The 17,683-nt window shown below is 42.7% G+C and carries 13 protein-coding genes and 1 tRNA gene; 6 read left to right on the forward strand and 8 right to left on the reverse strand.

Annotated features, from left to right (window positions below; all coding sequences use genetic code 11):
• Positions 1 to 39: 39 nt before the first annotated feature.
• The 3 genes from dcuC to ACHUFI_RS19080 all read right to left on the reverse strand — a co-directional run bounded on the left by dcuC (position 40) and on the right by ACHUFI_RS19080 (position 4,199).
• On the reverse strand, positions 40 to 1,407 hold the full coding sequence (dcuC, locus tag ACHUFI_RS19070; RefSeq protein ID WP_394252026.1) for an anaerobic C4-dicarboxylate transporter DcuC: 1,368 nt from the start codon (positions 1,405 to 1,407) through the stop codon (positions 40 to 42).
• Positions 1,408 to 1,723: 316 nt separating this feature from the next.
• On the reverse strand, positions 1,724 to 2,764 hold the full coding sequence (locus tag ACHUFI_RS19075; protein WP_394252028.1) for a GGDEF domain-containing protein: 1,041 nt from the start codon (positions 2,762 to 2,764) through the stop codon (positions 1,724 to 1,726).
• 292 nt (positions 2,765 to 3,056) lie between these two features.
• A complete protein-coding gene (locus tag ACHUFI_RS19080; RefSeq protein WP_394252030.1) occupies positions 3,057 to 4,199 on the reverse strand; it encodes an acyl-CoA desaturase in 1,143 nt (380 codons plus the stop codon).
• Between the two features lie 165 nt (positions 4,200 to 4,364).
• Between ACHUFI_RS19080 and ACHUFI_RS19085 the strand changes: the two genes are divergently transcribed.
• Positions 4,365 to 4,910 carry a GNAT family N-acetyltransferase gene (locus tag ACHUFI_RS19085; protein WP_394252032.1) on the forward strand — a complete coding sequence of 182 codons (546 nt, stop codon included), beginning with the start codon at positions 4,365 to 4,367 and terminating at the stop codon, positions 4,908 to 4,910.
• A 48-nt stretch (positions 4,911 to 4,958) separates the two neighbouring features.
• Here ACHUFI_RS19085 and ACHUFI_RS19090 read toward each other — a convergent pair whose 3' ends face one another.
• Positions 4,959 to 5,999, reverse strand: a complete 1,041-nt coding sequence (locus tag ACHUFI_RS19090) for a GGDEF domain-containing protein (protein WP_394252034.1) — start codon at positions 5,997 to 5,999, stop codon at positions 4,959 to 4,961.
• A 229-nt stretch (positions 6,000 to 6,228) separates the two neighbouring features.
• Complete coding sequence (gene ylqF, locus ACHUFI_RS19095) at positions 6,229 to 7,164, reverse strand: ribosome biogenesis GTPase YlqF (protein ID WP_394252036.1); 936 nt, start codon at positions 7,162 to 7,164, stop codon at positions 6,229 to 6,231.
• 485 nt (positions 7,165 to 7,649) lie between these two features.
• Here ylqF and ACHUFI_RS19100 point away from each other — a divergent pair, with 485 nt between their 5' ends.
• A complete protein-coding gene (locus tag ACHUFI_RS19100) occupies positions 7,650 to 8,804 on the forward strand; it encodes an efflux RND transporter periplasmic adaptor subunit (RefSeq protein ID WP_394252038.1) in 1,155 nt (384 codons plus the stop codon).
• 9 nt (positions 8,805 to 8,813) lie between these two features.
• Positions 8,814 to 11,939 (forward strand): efflux RND transporter permease subunit, encoded by a 3,126-nt coding sequence (locus ACHUFI_RS19105; protein WP_394252040.1) that lies wholly within the window; start codon positions 8,814 to 8,816, stop codon positions 11,937 to 11,939.
• A gap of 157 nt (positions 11,940 to 12,096) precedes the next feature.
• Here the strand turns inward: ACHUFI_RS19105 and ACHUFI_RS19110 are convergent, their stop codons facing one another.
• From ACHUFI_RS19110 to ACHUFI_RS19120, 3 genes are all read right to left on the reverse strand, one after another.
• Complete coding sequence (locus tag ACHUFI_RS19110; RefSeq protein WP_394252042.1) at positions 12,097 to 12,414, reverse strand: c-type cytochrome; 318 nt, start codon at positions 12,412 to 12,414, stop codon at positions 12,097 to 12,099.
• A 69-nt stretch (positions 12,415 to 12,483) separates the two neighbouring features.
• On the reverse strand, positions 12,484 to 13,488 hold the full coding sequence (gene ltaE / locus ACHUFI_RS19115; protein WP_394252044.1) for a low-specificity L-threonine aldolase: 1,005 nt from the start codon (positions 13,486 to 13,488) through the stop codon (positions 12,484 to 12,486).
• Positions 13,489 to 13,498: 10 nt separating this feature from the next.
• Positions 13,499 to 14,014, reverse strand: a complete 516-nt coding sequence (locus ACHUFI_RS19120) for an NUDIX hydrolase (RefSeq protein WP_394252046.1) — start codon at positions 14,012 to 14,014, stop codon at positions 13,499 to 13,501.
• 295 nt (positions 14,015 to 14,309) lie between these two features.
• Here ACHUFI_RS19120 and ACHUFI_RS19125 point away from each other — a divergent pair, with 295 nt between their 5' ends.
• The 3 genes from ACHUFI_RS19125 to ACHUFI_RS19135 all read left to right on the forward strand — a co-directional run bounded on the left by ACHUFI_RS19125 (position 14,310) and on the right by ACHUFI_RS19135 (position 17,680).
• Positions 14,310 to 15,968, forward strand: a complete 1,659-nt coding sequence (locus ACHUFI_RS19125; protein ID WP_394252048.1) for an ATPase RavA domain-containing protein — start codon at positions 14,310 to 14,312, stop codon at positions 15,966 to 15,968.
• Positions 15,969 to 15,978: 10 nt separating this feature from the next.
• Entirely contained in the window at positions 15,979 to 17,424 is a 1,446-nt protein-coding gene (gene viaA, locus ACHUFI_RS19130) for an ATPase RavA stimulator ViaA (protein ID WP_394252050.1), read from the forward strand.
• Between the two features lie 182 nt (positions 17,425 to 17,606).
• Positions 17,607 to 17,680 (forward strand) — tRNA-Cys (locus ACHUFI_RS19135).
• The last annotated feature ends 3 nt before the right edge of the window (positions 17,681 to 17,683 follow it).

The raw sequence follows: 17,683 nt of genomic DNA on the forward strand, positions 1-17,683 counted from the left end.
CTAGAGATTAGGCCCTTTTATCATAGATTTTGATGCTAGTTAGGCATGCATAGGAACCAGGATTAAGGTGCTTAAAATAACGGTTGCTAGACCACAAATTACAGGCACTGATGTACGCTTCACTACTTCAAATGGACTGATTTTACCCATACCACTGGTTGCAACGATTACCCCTGATACAGGAGAGATTGTACGGCCTAGGTTTGATGCTTGAAGCATTGGAATGATTAGGAAAGCTGGGCTCAAGCCCATTTTCGCTGCTAATGAAGGCGCCAACTCAACGAATGCGTAGAAAGGAGCGTTACCCGAACCTGTCGCAATTGCTGCCGCAACGGTTAAACCTGTTAAGATCAACATTAACGCAATACCGCCTGCACCTGCTGCTTCTGCTAGGCCAATAAGGTTATCAATCGCACCAATTGACATTAAGCCTTGCGCGAACACGCCAGCTGCAACCAACAACATCACGACGCCTTTGAATGCATCAGCCATACCTGCATAGCACGCTTCTAAATCTTCTAGTGTTTTCTCTCCATTGAATCTTTGAGTTACGAAATCGACCAAGGCACCGATGAAAATTGAACCGACTACGATGGTATAAATATCGAGGGATAGGCCCGGGATTGTACGGCCGTTGAACAGGAATACACCGATAATTGGCAAGAAAGGAAGAAGCGCATAGAAAGCGGGCGCATCGGCTTCTATTTCAGACACATCAATTTTTTCCATTGGTGTGTTTTCTTTCTTGTCTAAATATTTGTTCCAGAAGAAAGCGGCACCTGCCATCACGATAATTGCTGATATAGATACTGGCAGTACTGTTTGCACAGCAAAAACATCAAGAGCTAAGCCAGACTTCTCGGCAGCAATAACGACATCACCTGAAGTAGGCGAAAGAATGATTGCAGCTGGTGATGCACACACAGCGACGGCCGCAGGGCGAGAAATGCCCATAGCTACCATCATAGGGAATAGCGTCGCCATTAGTAGTACGCCTAGACCAGTTGCAGAGCTTACTGCTAAAGACATTAAACAAGCTACGATATAGGCCGCTACTAGTAAGACATACGGTGACTTGATAAACGAAAGAGGTTTAGAAAACTGTTTAACAACAACGTTATTAGCACCAAGGTGAGTCATATAGGAAGCGAAACCACAAAGTAACATGATTTGCATACCTAAGCCGCCCCCACGATATTGGAGCATATATTTTACGAACTCTAATGCGTCCGTTACCATGTTGCCTGTTGATGCAACTTTTGCTGGTAACACTGTATGTCCTAATACCCCAGTAAGGAGTAGAAGGCCGACGCCTGCTGTTAACAGCACCCCTGCGGCTTTGTATCCTTTGACAATAAAATAGCCGACGGCAATGGTCACTGCTAACCCGATCAAGAGCTCTAGCATAGGTTTCTCCACTTCATTTAAATTTGTAAAAAATATAAGAAACTGTTTCAGAATATGTCATTGAATGTACAGAAAAGCGTTCGGTAGCACGACACTAAACTGCCTTTCTCATGATCTAAAGCAACGAATTAAATTGTTATTAAATTTGGTGGAATAGGTTGTTTTTAAAGTGTTGTATTGCTGTTAATTGGAAAGTGGTGGGTTAGTAGCATTTATGACTAGACAAAGTCCGTGCTAGACATAAGAAAATAACGCTAAGATATAGAATTACTCTAAACCAATAATCAGTGTTGATACTTTCTAAGCGAAATACATATCAAAGGCTAATAGACGTACTAGTCTGAGAGGGGGGAATTTGGTTAAGGTAGATGGCATCTCTTCCAGAGCGTTTAGCTTCATAAAGGGCAACGTCTGCACGCTTAATCCACTGGTCGATATCTTCATCGGTTTGGGATTCGGCGATACCGATACTTAGTGTGACTTGGGCGTGGCTTGGGTAATGTCGGTTTCGTATTTTGTGAGAAATGCTGCTAAGAACTCGCTGTGCTACGTCTTGCGTTGTGTTGTTAAAAAGCAGCAAAAACTCATCTCCCCCTAGGCGAAACAAGAGATCTCTTTGTCGACAGTTCTCATTGATTGTCTCTACAACTATTTTTATGACTTGGTCTCCTACATCGTGTCCGAATAGGTCATTGACCTGTTTGAATTTATCTATGTCAATGATGGCAATCGAAGCGACTTGTTGTCTTTTATTTCCTTGAGAGGCATCTTCCAAAAAAGCATCAAGCTGGTGGCGATTTAAAGCTCCTGTTAGTGAGTCTCTCGTCGATAAGTAACGTAAGTTGTGCTGCAACGTCCTAACCGCTTCAATGGCAAAGTGAGAGATAGTGGCGCAGGTAAGTAATGCTAGTGCGAAGCGAAGTGTGATCATTGAGTCTTGATGTTGGAACGCGGCAGCAGATACTCCAACTATTATCAAAGTATTTATGGCTAATGCAGCGTGTTTGGGAACGACGAAGACAATGCTCGTGATGATCGGGAACGTCCAATAGGTCGCTAGCGTCCCAAAAATATGAACACTATAAATGATAGAGATGCCAAGTAAGACAAGTGGAACTGAGTACCCAAACACCGCTTTTTTTAGGTACAGAACCCCATAGACTTCAATAAAAAGACTCGACTCAAAAATAAGCAGTAACGTTGCCAGTGAACTCTGACCAATGTAGTAGTTTTTGATACTCAAGGGGACCATGATTAAAAATGAAACTACGAGAATGACCTTGAGTACGCGTCGCCGATTATGTAGATCAAAAATACCATCATAACCACTTTCGAAGATAAATTTAGATCGTTCCATACATGGGCCTTTACAATAAAACTTATAGTGTGTCGATGACCTAGGTACGTAGCACTTCAGAGGTGCTAGTGCATATCTGAGTGTCTACTTTGGTATTTGTATGACTTTCATCGCATTACTAATAAAAATTAAGTCGAAAGATCGAGAAGTGCAAATTTTGAAATTTTGCGATATGCCTTGGATCACGAATATGAGGGCGACTTTTGGGGGAGTCAGTATTTAGGCTGAGAAAGGGTGAATGTGAAATAATGACAAAGTGCTACTCAATGAGTAGCACTTTGGTTCATAAAAATTAAGAGTATTGAGTGACTGTTTTAGACCAAACCATTTTATGGTGCTCTAAGTCAGACTTGATTTCTTGATAACGTAATTTCAATACGGAGTGCTCATATTTTTTCACCACGTTTTCTTTTTTACTCTCTAGAAGCTGCTTCTTCACTTCATAATAGTCGTTCATGCTTTTGACCAAGTCGTCAAACTCACGTTGTAGCCTCTCCGCGACCTGCTGCCTATCTGGTAAATGGCTGATACGGTTCTGAGTTCGTTTAAGCATCATTGTAGCTCGTGCTTTATCAATTCTGACTTGTGGCGTTTGACGAAGTTTACTGGCTAAGCCAACTAAAGAAGATGCCTTGATGATCCATTTTGTTGGATCATACTGCCACCAGTAGATACCGTTACGGTAGTCATTCTCGAAGATGTGGTGGAAATTATGGTAACCCTCACCAAATGTTAAAAACGCCAAGATACCGTTGTCACGTGCCGTATTTTTATCAGTAAAGGGCTGCGATCCCCAAATATGAGCAAGTGAGTTAATAAAGAAAGTGGTGTGGTGGTTCAATACTAGTCGTACCGCGCCAACCATAAGTAGCATTCCAAGCACGTCGCCATAGATTACGCCCAACGCAATAGGTACACCAAAGTTCATCAGTATTGCTAGTTGAATGTAATACTTATGTTGCCACATCAAGACCTTGTCTTTTTTCAGATCTCGACAATTCGAGTAGTCGTCATAAGTTGCTTTATTGTAATGACGAAGCATCCATCCAATGTGTGAAAACCAAAATCCACGTTTTGCCGAATATGGGTCTTTATCGTTGTTATCGACAAATTTGTGGTGAACACGGTGATCGGAAGACCAATGAAGCGCGCTGTTTTGTAGAGCGAACGCACCACCTAATGCAAATAGAAATCTTAGGCTCGCATGTGCATCGAACGCTTTGTGGGACCAAAGCCGATGGTAGCCTGTCGTAATCGAAAGGTTACAGAAACAGAAACAAATAAGAAGCCAAATCCAGTGTTCAGTACCGTAGCCGAAGTAATACCCGTAAACAGGTGCAGCGACGACCGCAAGCAACATACTAAAGCTAAATATAAAGATGTTAAGCCATATAAGAGGTGGCTTTTTTTCCTGATGTATTGTGTCAGGTTTCATGACAAAAATCCTTTGAGCTTACAACTGTTCGCTAGAATATCAGCGCACACGTGTAAGTCAATTATGAATATGTAAAATGTGATTAGAATGTTTTGCTTTAAATGTAAGCACATGTAGTGTTAAATGTAGAAACAAGCGCTAAAAGGAAGTAATAAGGGCTAATAGATGGAAATTAGAGTAGCGGAATATAAGGATTATGAGCGGATAGCTCAATTACACGCTAATAGTTGGAAAAAGTATTACAAAGGAATTCTGGCGGATGACTACCTAGAAAACGAAGTCTACGACGATCGTTTAGTTATCTGGCAAACTCGTCTTATCAACCCACCTTTCAATCAACACGTTTTGCTTCTAGAAGAAGGCGGCTTACTTATTGGGTTTGTTTGTGCTTTCGGTAATCACAGCTTCGAACGAGGAACGTTTATTGACGCTCTGCATGTTGACGACGGTTTTCGCGGGCGAGGGGCAGGTAGAACTTTACTAAGAGAATTGGCTAACTGGCTTGAGCAATATTTCTCTGAATCTGGTCTTTATCTTGAAGTCATGACAGACAATTCTCAGGCGGTGGGTTTTTATTCCTCAATTGGCGGTAAAGAAGAGTTGGAGCAAGTGTGGGCTGCACCATGTGGCTCGAAAGTAAAAGAAAAGGTCTACTCGTGGTCTTCTCCTAAGCATTTAGCCAGCAATACCCAAGAAGTCACTTATAGTTAAGATTGGTTTGTTCAAAGAAACTTAAGGGAGCGCGTTTGCTCCCTTTTGTTATTTTATAAACCAAGATAATTGATCTCTGCCATTTTGCTTTGAATGATAGAGCGCTTGGTCTGCTTGTTCGATCAGGGCATCAAGCGAAAGCAGTGTTTTCTCATGAAATGAAACGCCAATCGAAACTGTGACTCGTTCTTCTTTAAAGCTCGTTATCTCTGTCGTTGATTCAAGTAAGGCTGTACCAAGTACTTCTACACCGCTGAACAGTAATCCTTTGGCCAAAATTAAAAACTCTTCACCACCGTAGCGAATACAGTGTGTGTCAGCAGGCAGATTTGCAAGAATTCCCTGTGCTAACTCCCTAAGAACCGCATCACCTACCTGATGACCATATTTATCATTAATGCCCTTAAAGTGATCAATATCGAGCATGTAGACGGCAATAGAGGTGCTATCAGTTAAGCTAGGTTCAATGGTTTCATGAAGAAACAGGCGGTTCTTACACTGTGTCAGTGTGTCAATAAAAGAGAGCGATTTAAACCTACGCGCTTGTTCGCGTAGCATAATTGATTGTTGGCGAATCTTAAGGCTTTGGCTAAAGCGTTTGTGAGCTTCTAAGTCACGTCTTAAACAGGCTGCAGCGACGAGGATAAACGTCGAGAAATGGATAGATAAACTTTCTACTTCATGATGAGGGTCGACTTCATACAGCAATGGCGCAAGGCCTAACACGTAGCACAAGAAGGAACATAAGAGTGCGGCTAGACTATAACGGGCTGACATTCTTGAAAACGTGCCTGCGTAAACCATCACCAGTAGTATCCCACCTTGATAATCATAATTTCCCATATCAATGGCTAAGCGGCCAACGTATACCAAAAATAGTGAAGAGAAAACAAGTAACACCGCTTCGAAAAACTGAAATGCTCTGGGCTTATAGTTTAAGCAATAGAAGGCACTACCAATCATGGCGAGGCACACGCTAATTCTCAAGATTACTGGTAGGTAGCTTTCTTCTTTGAAATGAACAACATCAGTAATGGCAAATACCATGAACATTGCAATCGGGATGTACACAAATTTAGCGTACGGCAAATACACTTCATTATTGAAGTAGGTCTGATACCTGAGTTTTTTGAAGCCTGTATAAGTCCGCATACCACACACGCGCAATAAAAGGGGTAAGTTGAAATTACAGTATGTATGTGTGTAACGAAGTTGTAAATGTAGGAAGCAGGTTGTAGGCAGATTTTAGAGGAGGTAGGAGGTGTTGAATTTATCCCGCACTCTACGTTCTGTAAAATGCGGAATAATTAAGAAGTTCTTAACGCTTATTCTTCAAGTAACGCTTTCTGCGTTCTTCTTTTTTCTTGATCTTTTCAGCAGCTTTACGTTCCGCTTCAATTTCTACTTCGATCAACTCTTTGGTGATCATTTCAGGCAGCTCAAGTGTAATTAAGCCAAGGGTCCCGTTACGTAGCTCATGAAGTAGAATTTCAGAACATTTATGAAGATCGATGTGCCCGCCGGCGCGTAAAGCACCGCGTTTTCGGCCGATCTCTTCCATCAATTCAATGTCAGATTCCGGTAGCTCTTCGATTTGGTAACGCTCTTTGAGTAGCTCAGGGTATTGCTGCGCTAAATACTCGACTGTGTAGAATGCTACTTCATCGTATTCCATCGCCGTATCTTTTACTGCGCCAGTGGCAGCAAGGCGGAAACCACTGTGAGGGTTTTCTACTTTAGGCCACAGTACTCCTGGTGTGTCTGAAAGTACGATACCGTTTTGAAGGTTAATACGCTGCTGACGGCGAGTAACCGCCGGTTGGTTACCTGTTACAGCAATTGTGCGGCCAGCTAAGGTGTTAATGATCGTCGATTTACCAACATTCGGAATACCCATAATCATGGTTCGAATGTTTTTGCCCATTTGCTCACGGTGAGGTGCTAATTTTCGGCAAAGCTCCATGATTTTATGAACTTCTTGAGGCTGCGACGTTGTGATTGCCATTGCCTTAACGTCTTTTTCTTTTTCAAAGTGGTCAATCCATAACTGCGTCAGTTCCGGGTCGGCGAGATCTCGCTTGTTAAGCACTTTGACACAAGGCTTATCACCGCGAAGCTTTGAGATTGCAGGGTTTTCACTACTGAATGGAATACGAGCATCGAGCACTTCAATAATGACATCTACTTGCGGGATAACTTCTTCAATTTCTTTCAGGGCTTTGTGCATGTGCCCCGGGAACCATTGAATAGACATGGGAATAACCTTGGTTTTCAGAATTTGCGCTAATTGTAAGGGGAAAACAGGGAGTGTAAAGGTTTTCGCCTGTATTAAATGGTTAGGAGGCTAGATTACGTAGCAAAAGACTCTTCTACTGACAAAGTTCAGTAGATGTAGTTGATTATAAAATATGAAGCCTAACGGCGTATTAGGTGCAATTGGGATATTAATATTCACGAGGTGAATGTAACCTGATCTTGGTGAAAATTACCAACTCATTGCTCTGTTGTTTACTAAGGTTAACTTAACCTATTGATATTAAGAAACTAAATTTTGGCACAAGTATTGCCTTGCTTTATTAGTGAGCTTGTTTTGATTAATCTACGTATACATATATTTATTATCAATAATAAGTGAACTTCTATAAAATCTTGAGTCTTATACCTATATACACAGATTTGGTGTGTTCAGAGTCCTAGTGACCAGATTTGTTAAGGACATAATTATTATAAGGAATTCTAATGATCGTTAAATCATTACGTTGGCTATTTCCCATTGTACTGCTTGGAGGTGCCTATGCGGGATATTCCGCTATCGCCGCAAGTGCCCCTGAGTCTGAAGAAAAGGCAGATATACAGTCAGAGCCGACGGTCGAGGTAGTATCGCTATTCCCTTCTGACCATCGAGTCGTGATAACCAGTTATGGTGAAGTTCAACCTTTAGAGAGCACGCGTTTGTCTGCACACGTTTCTGGAGAAGTAATCAGTTGGCATAAAAACTTTATTACTGGTGGAATTGTGAAGCGTGGTGAAACCTTGTTCACTATCGAAAAAGATAATTATGAAGCGGCAGTGTTAGAAGCTGAAGCGAATCTAGCGAGCGCCCAAGCGTCACTGATTGAAGAGCAAGCTAAAGCGAAAGTTGCTGAACGCCAAGCTAAGAAAATCAGTGACAAGCAAGTCAGTGATTTATACCTAAGAAAACCTCAAGTTCTAAGCGCCCAAGCTCAAGTTAAATCTGCGCGAGCGGCTTTAAAAAGAGCGAAACGAGATTTAGAAAACTGTGTGGTTATCGCACCTTATGATGCGTTAGTGATCGAGCGTGATATTGGTGTAGGGCAATATGTGTCTGCAGGGGCGCAAGTGGCGGTTCTAAACAATGTCGAATCGGCGGAAGTTCAAGTACCTATTGCTGGTTTTGATAGCGCGTTCTTACCTGAAAACTATTCTGGATTAACGGCGACCGTTGTTCAGGATGGAATCGAGAAAGTCACGCGAAATGGTGTTATTGATCGTGATTTGGGTGTGATTGATAGCAGTACACGCATGGTGAATATGGTTGTGCGTATTAAAGACCCATATGGCTTGGACAGTAAGAAACCCGCACTAAAGTTTGGTTCTTATGTTGAGGTGAGCTTCGGCGGCAAAGAGCTACAGCATATTTACAAGTTGCCACAAGAGTATGTGAATAACCGCACGGTCTGGGTAATGAATGAAAATAACGAACTTCATCCGCGTACCGTGAACGTTGTTCGAGCGGAAGGTGAATTTTTGTTGATCGCCTCTGGTTTGCAGCAAGCAGACCAATTGGTATTGACGCTTCCTGAGTACCCGCAAAAAGGGATGTTAGTTAACGTCGCTCAAGATACAAATACTAACGACAGTTCGGCTCAGTAAGGGATCAACATGGAACAGTTAAAACCCAAAGGGTTAATCGCTTATTTTGCGAATAACTCTGTCGCGGCAAACTTGCTCATGGTTTTTCTATTGATCATGGGAACCGTCAGCTATTTCTTTATTCAGCGACAAATGTTTCCGAATATTGAGATTAACTACGTTAATGTCAGTGCATCGTACCCAGGGGCGTCTCCTCAAGAAATTGAAGAAAGCATTCTGGTCAAGCTAGAGGAATCGCTGAAGGATGTTACGGGGATCAAGAAGTCGGTTTCTACAGCAAGCAGGGGCAGCGGCCACATCTCGTTAGAAATCGATGTAAAACGAGATCTATCGGAAGTGCTTGATAGCGTTAAACAACGTATTGATACGATAGCGAGCTTTCCTGCCGCTATGGAGCCAATCAATGTCTATCAAGTCGAATTTAGGCAAGATGTTATCGAAATGTCACTGGTTGCGGATAAACCGTTAGAAGAACTTAAGCCAATCGCGAAAAAAATAGAGGACGAGTTACTTCAACTGAACAATGTCATGTTGGTGGATTTAAGTGCCCCAGAGGAAGAAATTGCGGTAGAAGTCGATCCAAAGACGCTGCGAAAGTACGACTTAACCTTAAATGATGTAACCAAAGCCATTCAACGCTACTCAGCAAACTACTCAGCGGGTGAGGTACGTACTAACTCAGGAATGATTTCAGTCCGTATAGAAAACCAATATTACAGCGGTGAAGAGTTTCGCGATATTCCGGTAAAAATCGGTGCGAACGGCGGTAAGGTGCTGTTGCAGGATATCGCAACGATCAAAGATGGTTTCACGGAAGGAGAGCGTTACTTCAAGTACAGCGGCGAAAACGCTATCTACTTTTCCGTAAAGGCAACCAAAGATCAGAATATGGTCACAGTGGCCAACTCTGTTAAAGCTTACATCGAGCACAAGAATAAAACGTTGCCACAAGGTTTGGAGATCAAAACCTTAGTCGACATGACTTATTACTTAAACGCTCGTTTGGACATGATGTTGAAGAACTTACTTCAAGGTGCATTTCTAGTTGCCTTAATGCTGAGTATCTTCTTGCGTGTTCGCCTAGCGATGTGGGTAATGGTTGGGCTTCCTGTATGCTTCCTAGGCGCAGTCATGCTGATGCCAGTATTGGGCGTCAGCATCAATATCATCTCGCTATTTGCATTCATTATGGTGCTTGGGATTGTTGTCGATGATGCGATCGTTATCGGTGAGAGTGCCTATACAGAAATCGAGAAAAGTGGTGGTGGGGTGGATAATGTGGTGCGCGGTGTCCAAAAAGTTGCAACGCCAGCTACATTCGGTGTCCTAACCACGATTGCGGTGTTTGCTCCGTTTGTTATGTCGACCGGCCCTGAACGAGCGTTTTTCTATGGTATCGCTTCCGTCGTAATTCTATGTTTGGTCTTTAGCTTAATAGAGTCCAAATTGATCCTTCCAGCACACTTGGCGCATACCAAGTTTCCGCCGATTAAAAAGGATGGGTGGCGAGATCGATTTAATCAGCGATTCTTTGGCTTTGTAAACGGCCCTTATAAGCGTTTTGTTACGCGTTGTACGCACTGGCGTTGGTCGGTGTTGTCGCTGTTCATCTTTGCATTGGTTATTAGCATTGCGATGGTGATGGCGAGCTATGTTCGTATTGTCCCGACGCCGAAAGTCCCTCATGACTTTCCGGGTGTAAGCATTACGATGAATGATAATGTGTCGAGCGAACAAACCATCGAGGCCCTGAAACAAATCGAAAAAGTGATCTGGCAAGTTGAGCAAGACACTATCGAAGAACATGGGAAAGGTATGATTAAGGATCTCCTGTCTTTTAATCGAGATAGAACTTCCGGAAGAATAATTGTTCCGCTGGTGGATGAAGAGTTAAGACCGTTTGATACGTTCGAATTGTCTAGAAAGTGGCGTGAAAACTTACCGGTGATTCCAGGGCTTAAAACATTCACAATCGAAGATGATGTGAACGGCAGTGGCTCGGGTGACGAGTTTGGTTACTTGTTATTCGGCTCTGACATTCAAAACTTGAATGAGGCGGGCCGTTACCTAATTTCCGAGCTTCAGCAGCAAAAAGGCCTTTATGATATTTCTTCGTCTATTGATGCAGGAAGTAAAGAAGTGCTTCTGTCGCTAGCGCCTGTTGCCTACGATTTAGGTTTAGACCTCACGGATATTGCATTGCAAGTAGGGGGTAGTTTTTATGGTGGAGAAGCACAGCGTTTGATTCGTGATGGCGAAGAAATCAAAGTTATGGTTCGTTACCCTAAACTGACAAGGGAAGCGTTCTCATCACTTCGCTACGCGGTTATTACAACACCAGAAGGCAAGAAAGTGATGCTTGGTGATGTCGTGAGAATCGAAGAAAAACCAGGTGTATCAGAGATTCGTAGAGAGCAAGGCTATCGAACAGTGTATGTGTACGGTTCTATTGATGAAGAAGTCGTTGAACCCGGCGAGGTGGTAGCCAACATCAAAGACAACTTGTTACCTGCGATGAAGCGGTTATTCCCAAGTGTTAAAACAGAGCTTGGCGGTTCAATTGAGGAGCAACAGGCTCAGCAAAGTGAACAAATCATGTTCTTTATCGCGGGTATGATCATTGTTTATATCTTGCTTGCCGTGCCACTCAAGAGCTACAGCCAGCCTTTGATCATTATGTCAGTGATACCATTCAGCCTCACAGGGGCGATTTGGGGACACTATGCATTTGGCTTAGATCTAAGCATGATGTCGACGTTCGGCTTAATAGCGGCTGCAGGTGTTGTAATCAATGATTCCTTGGTGATGACTGATTACGTAAACCAAGTCAGAGCCAAAGGTATGGACATTAAGCAGGCAGTGGTGGAAGCAGGCTGTGCAAGGTTTAGAGCGATAACCCTCACGTCTATCACGACTTTTGTTGGTGTATTGCCGATTATGTTTGAAACGAGTCTTCAAGCTAAATTTGTAATTCCAATGGCTGTGGCTCTTGGGTTTGCTGTACTGTTTGCTACGTTGCTTACTTTGGTTCTAGTGCCGTGTTTGTATATGATTTTACAGGATATTGGCAATCTTGTAGGAAAAGTGAAAACGTTACTGACGTTTAAACTTCCGAAAAAGAAAGCGACAGAATAAAGACATTTAGTACTTAAAAGAGCGGCTTAATTGGCCGCTCTTTTTATTTAGGTCATTGGGCGTGGATATCGCAGCGTGCGCTTGAATATTACGGCGACGCTGGTCAGCAGAAAATTGCATCATGCTTAACCATTAAGGTGAATACCTTTTGTATCGATTACTTAGTCTGGCTTGAATAGAAAGCGGCGATATCTTTAAGATCTTGTTCATTTAGCCGGTGCAACTGCGCTTTCATCATGTCGGAAAATGCCCCCTGACGTTCACCATTTTGGTAGGCTTTCATTGCGTTCAATAAGTAAAGAGCGTCTTGGCCTGACAGGTTAGGGTAGGCAGGGTTAGACGTTGTTCCTGTTGCTCCGTGGCAAAAAACACAGCTAGGAGATTTGATTTTACCTAACGCTGGATCGCCGAAGTCACTGGCTAGAGAAGATGATGAAATCGAGACAAGAACTAAAATGAAGAACGTTTTAAACATAGAGTTATTCATATATTGGGTTTAGCCCAAGAGTAAAGCTTCCCCTAGGGGGAAGCTCAAGCAGTTTGCTTATACATATGACTTGAATTTGATTAAGAACAAATCTATGTCTTGCCGTGTAATGTCTCTATGCGTGACAAAGCGAACCGGGTTCCCTGGCGAGATGGTAATACCATCAAGCGCTAACTTTGATGCGATGTTATGAATATCGATAGAATCGGACAGTTTAGCAAAAACGATGTTGGTCTCGACGAAGTCTGGATTTACGTTCACGCCTTCAATTTGACTTAATCCAATAGCCAATGCTTTTGCATTATCATGATCACATTTGAGCTGCGAAACATTTTCAGTCAGTGCCATTTTTCCTGCTGCAGCTAGGATACCCGCCTGACGCATGCCTCCGCCGACCATTTTACGTAAGCGTCTAGCTTTCGCTATGTACGCTTTGTTTCCTAAAAGCAGAGAGCCGATGGGCGCGCCTAACCCTTTTGATAGGCAGATCGTCATTGAGTCAAAGTGCTGAGCAATCTCACGCACCGGGACATTAAGTGCGACCGCGGCGTTATATACACGTGCGCCATCTAAATGAAGCTGCAAACCGTGTTGGTTGGTAAATTCACGTGCTTGGGCGAGATATTCTAACGGGATCACTTTGCCATTAATTGTGTTCTCGAGGCTTAGCAGTTTAGTACGAGCAAAGTGGCTATCATCGGGTTTGATGGCTGCAGCCAACTTTGCAAAGTCTAGAGTGCCATCAGGGTTGTTTTCGATAGGCTGGGGTTGAATTGAACCAAGGACTGCTGCCCCACCAGCTTCGTACTTATAGTTGTGTGCTTGCTGCCCACAAAGGTATTCGTCCCCACGTTCGCAATGGGACATCAAACCAAGCAAGTTTGCTTGAGTGCCTGAAGAAGTAAATAGGGCTGCTTCAAAGCCAGTTTCGTTCGCTGCCCATTGTTCTAATTCGTTTACGGTAGGATCGTCCCCGTACACATCGTCTCCGACTTCGGCTTTTGCCATAGCTTCGCGCATGGATTGAGAGGGTTTAGTAACGGTATCTGAACGAAAGTCCATGTGGTATCTCCTATAAATAGCCGCAGAGTTTGGCTTTACTTAAGCAAGCGATGGTTTTCGCATCGGTAATTTGGTCGTTCTTTATTTTTTCTTCTAATTCTTGAATGCTGAGTTCTATCACTTCAATCACTTCATCATCATCGCATTCGTAGCGAGAGGTGTGCGTGAGCCCTTTAGCGACATATAGATACTGAATTTCATCACAAAAGCCTGCTAGGGGAGTCACTTGACCAAGTGAAATGAACTCGTCTGCGCTATAGCCAGTTTCTTCTTCTAATTCTCTGGCTGCACATTGATCCGGTACTTCGTTTGGCTCCATAGTTCCCGCTGGAAGTTCTAGTAACCATTTATTTAAAGAGGGACGAAATTGGTTAATCAAAATGACTTGATTGTCATTGGTGATTGGCAGGATGACGGCCGCACCGGGGTGATGAATAGTGGTGTGGTTTATGGTTTTGCCGTTAGGTAAAGAAACGTTCTCTTCTACGAGAGATATACATTTCCATCTATGGATAATTTTGCTCATGCAATTGGTGTCACTTACTCTAGCTAACTGCCCTTAAAATAAGGGGGGGACAGCCAACAATAACCACAAAGAAGCATAAGTGAAAGAGATAAAACATGACTCATAATCCACAACTGTATACCAAAGGTGATTTTCATCTCAAAAGTGCAAACTTTGATTGCTACAAAATTACATTATTAAATTCCTGATATAAGTAGCATTCAAATAAAAAATACACTTGTAACAAAGTAATAACAAATGTATAAAAAGGTATATACAGTTGAAGATACCATTAGTTTCGAGGAACAAAGCTCTGATGAATCCATCCATCTATTCTCACGCTGATAAAGCGTTACTATCGGAACGAATTAATAAGCTTGCTGCAACATTGTCTGACGGCGTTTATGAACGTGAAGATACCATCAAGCTTTGTTTACTAGCCGCCCTTGCAGGCGAAAGTGTATTCCTCTTAGGCCCTCCGGGAATCGCAAAAAGTCTCATCGCAAAACGTTTGATCCAAGCCTTCGACAACAGTAGCTATTTTGAATACCTAATGACTCGATTTTCGACGCCAGAAGAAGTATTCGGGCCTCTTAGTATTCAAGAATTGAAGGATAACGGTCGTTACGTACGTTTAACCGATGGTTATTTACCTACTGCACAAGTCGTGTTTCTCGATGAGATATGGAAAGCAGGCCCTGCTATTCTTAATACACTGCTCACCGTTGTGAACGAAAAAACATTTAAAAACGGCAGTGATATTGAACGCGTTCCGATGCGTCTATTGGTTTCTGCCTCGAACGAATTGCCAGATGAAGATAGCGGCCTAGATGCGTTATATGACCGTATGTTAGTCCGTGTGTTCGTAAACCGAATCCAGAATAAGCAAAATTTCAAGTCGATGTTAACCGTCGGTACCCCTCAGGAAGCAGTCATCCCCGAAGGGCTGGCTATTACTAATATTGAATATCATCATTGGCAAAAAGAACTCGAGAAACTAGAGCTAACGGATAACGGTTTTGAAAAGCTTTATCAGCTTAAGAACATGCTCGAAGAAACCATTGAATCTCAGGGTGTAAATTTAGCTGAATCTGATTTATATGTTTCGGATCGTCGCTGGAAAAAGGCCGTTAAATTGCTGAAAGCGAGTGCTTTCTTTAATGGTCGCGACACAATTAACCCACTTGATTTACTGCTACTACAAGACTGTTTATGGAATAGCCCTGAATCGCGCGATATTGTTAGAAATGTAATCAAAGATTTTGCTCTCAATAGCGCTTTTGATCAACAAGATGTTCAAGGCCAAGTGGAAATGTGTCGTGAGGATCTCGAAGACGTCCAAGACTCTGTTGAGTCTGAACTGGCGATGTGTCTATCTATGGAGACCACGTCTGGAATCCTAAGAAAAGATGTCTATCAATTTGATATCAGCGATGCAAAGAAATACAGCGTAGGGACAGCTCATAACTTAATTAAGCTGGCTTTGCTCCAAAGTAACATGTCGGTTTCGGAATCGGAGAAAGGCGATAGCCGCTGGGTATACATTGGCAAAGATGACTTTGAAAAGGTTATTAAAGAAGGCCAAGGTGAAGCATATGGTTATGTTAACCAAAATACACACTTATGCCGTTTGAAGTTTGGCTTAGATGCTTCAAACCAACTCGTCATTAAAGACATCGCCAATCGTTCCGTGCTAGTTGGCATTGTGACAAATGATGGTCTGGCTGAAGAAACCTACGCCGCGTGGTCATCAAAAGCCGAAAAAGCCCTAGAACAACTTAATGAAGCCGAGCATCAGTTACGTAAAGCTCGTTCAGATTTTCATGGTGCACTTCCACATAGCTTTATTGATCCAGAATTACCGAAAGCAATGGAAATTAGTATTCAATCAATTGGCCAGTTGCTTGAATCTACTCAAGCGGAAAGTAAGAAGGTCGTTCAGCGCATCAAAAACTTAGATAAGATTTTTGAGTAGGGGAAGCTAGATGTTAGGTGCAGATGGACTAAGCCTTGCAATGATGCTCGCCGATTCAGGGGTCATTGATACAGCTGTGAATGACCTGATGGCTCGGTCACAAGTTATGATGATGGCTGAGAACAAAGGCGTTAAAAACTCCGTTAAGAATCACTTGCTGAAATGGCGAGGTAAAGTCACCAAGCGCGTTACAAAAGTATGCGATACAGAGCGATTTCAACAAGAATTGGCCCTCTACCAAGAAGTCATCTATTGGGATGAAGACAAGTTCTTTGTCGAAATTAACGATGTCATTAAGAAGCTAGAGTGGCACTCAGCGTTTTATCTGCAAGCCCGTCGTCTAATAGAAAAGAATAAGGGGGTGAACAATCCAATGTTCCCTCATTACTTTTGCGACCAGTGGTACAAATCCCTATCTGATGCGATTCAGCAAGCGCAGGTTTCTGAATTAGAAGCTAGCAAAGAAAAGATGCTTACCGATCTCTATCAGCGCATGGAAACCATGAAAAATATGGACCGTGTGACTGAAAGTGGAGATGAGGGCAGTGTTGGGCGCTTGTGGGATATGGCTTCTGCGAAGCTCAGCAAAACTGATGTTTCGGTGATGAAGAATCATGCTGAGTTTTTACTGAAAAACAAAGGACTTCAAGAAATAGCTGAGAAGTTAGGTCGAATGGCAGGTAATGTTGATGATCCATCACTTAACAAAGCGCCAGCTGAAGTCCCTCAAATGGTAGAAGAAGAAAGTGATGAAGCAACTGACGACATCGTCGGCATTCATGAAAGCGATGATCTAAACAAGTTGTTGCCGAATGAAACCATGTTTCTTGCGTACCCTGAACTTGAAGTTATCTTCTATAAGCATCTCGCTGATAAGCGTTTGATGAACTACCGCACTAAAGGTAAAGCTCGAACTCTTCGCAAGGTTAAGGCGCATAAACCAGATCATAAGAAAATGGATGTGGAAAAAGGACCGTTTATTGTCTGTGTTGATGCATCCGGCTCAATGAGTGGATTTCCAGAGCAATGTGCAAAAGCGATGGCATACGCGTTGATGCAAATTGCGTTGGCAGAGCAGCGTGAATGTTACGTGATTCTCTTTTCAACAGAACAGATCACTTATGAATTGACCAGACAAGATGGTTTACGTGAAGTAAGTGATTTCCTTAGTTACAGTTTCCACGGTGGTACGGACTTAGAGCCTGTATTGATTAAGTCAATCGATCTAATGATGGGTGATAAGTACAAAAACGCCGATTTAGTGGTTCTTTCTGATTTTATTGCTCCTAAGCAGTCGGATGAATTACTAGAGCAAGTGGAAAAACTCAAGGCGAATAAAAATAGGTTTCATGCCGTTAGTGTCTCAAAATATGGTAATCCTCAACTCATGAGCATGTTTGATCATTGTTGGGCGTATCATCCTAGTCTTGTCGGCCGTCTCATGAAGAAGTGGTAACCTGTTATTTTTCGTACAAAATCCTACAAAAAAGATCGAACAAACACCGATTTGATTCAAATGTCAGCAAACAAAATTTAATTGTACTATTTTGTTTGACTATCTTCGCTCAATCCGTAAAGTAGGCACCCGAACACAGCGGCGCAGCTTTTTAAAGCGGCTCTAAAGTGTTGAAATAAAAAGGCGCCTTGGCAGAGTGGCTATGCAGCGGATTGCAAATCCGTGGACCTCGGTTCGACTCCGGGAGGCGCCTCCAAAT

The sequence above is a fragment of the Vibrio profundi genome, from assembly GCF_043642225.1.
Taxonomy (GTDB): Bacteria; Pseudomonadota; Gammaproteobacteria; order Enterobacterales; family Vibrionaceae; genus Vibrio; species Vibrio profundi_A.

Coding starts and splice junctions, on each gene's coding strand:
- dcuC (WP_394252026.1), bottom strand. CDS start 1,407: ATGCTAGAGCTCTTGATCGGGTTAGCAGTGACCATTGCCGTCGGCTAT.
- ACHUFI_RS19100 (WP_394252038.1), top strand. CDS start 7,650: ATGATCGTTAAATCATTACGTTGGCTATTTCCCATTGTACTGCTTGGA.
- ACHUFI_RS19080 (WP_394252030.1), bottom strand. CDS start 4,199: ATGAAACCTGACACAATACATCAGGAAAAAAAGCCACCTCTTATATGG.
- ACHUFI_RS19125 (WP_394252048.1), top strand. CDS start 14,310: ATGAATCCATCCATCTATTCTCACGCTGATAAAGCGTTACTATCGGAA.
- ACHUFI_RS19105 (WP_394252040.1), top strand. CDS start 8,814: ATGGAACAGTTAAAACCCAAAGGGTTAATCGCTTATTTTGCGAATAAC.
- ACHUFI_RS19110 (WP_394252042.1), bottom strand. CDS start 12,414: ATGTTTAAAACGTTCTTCATTTTAGTTCTTGTCTCGATTTCATCATCT.
- ACHUFI_RS19075 (WP_394252028.1), bottom strand. CDS start 2,764: ATGGAACGATCTAAATTTATCTTCGAAAGTGGTTATGATGGTATTTTT.
- ACHUFI_RS19085 (WP_394252032.1), top strand. CDS start 4,365: ATGGAAATTAGAGTAGCGGAATATAAGGATTATGAGCGGATAGCTCAA.
- ylqF (WP_394252036.1), bottom strand. CDS start 7,164: ATGTCTATTCAATGGTTCCCGGGGCACATGCACAAAGCCCTGAAAGAA.
- ACHUFI_RS19120 (WP_394252046.1), bottom strand. CDS start 14,014: ATGAGCAAAATTATCCATAGATGGAAATGTATATCTCTCGTAGAAGAG.
- ltaE (WP_394252044.1), bottom strand. CDS start 13,488: ATGGACTTTCGTTCAGATACCGTTACTAAACCCTCTCAATCCATGCGC.
- viaA (WP_394252050.1), top strand. CDS start 15,979: ATGTTAGGTGCAGATGGACTAAGCCTTGCAATGATGCTCGCCGATTCA.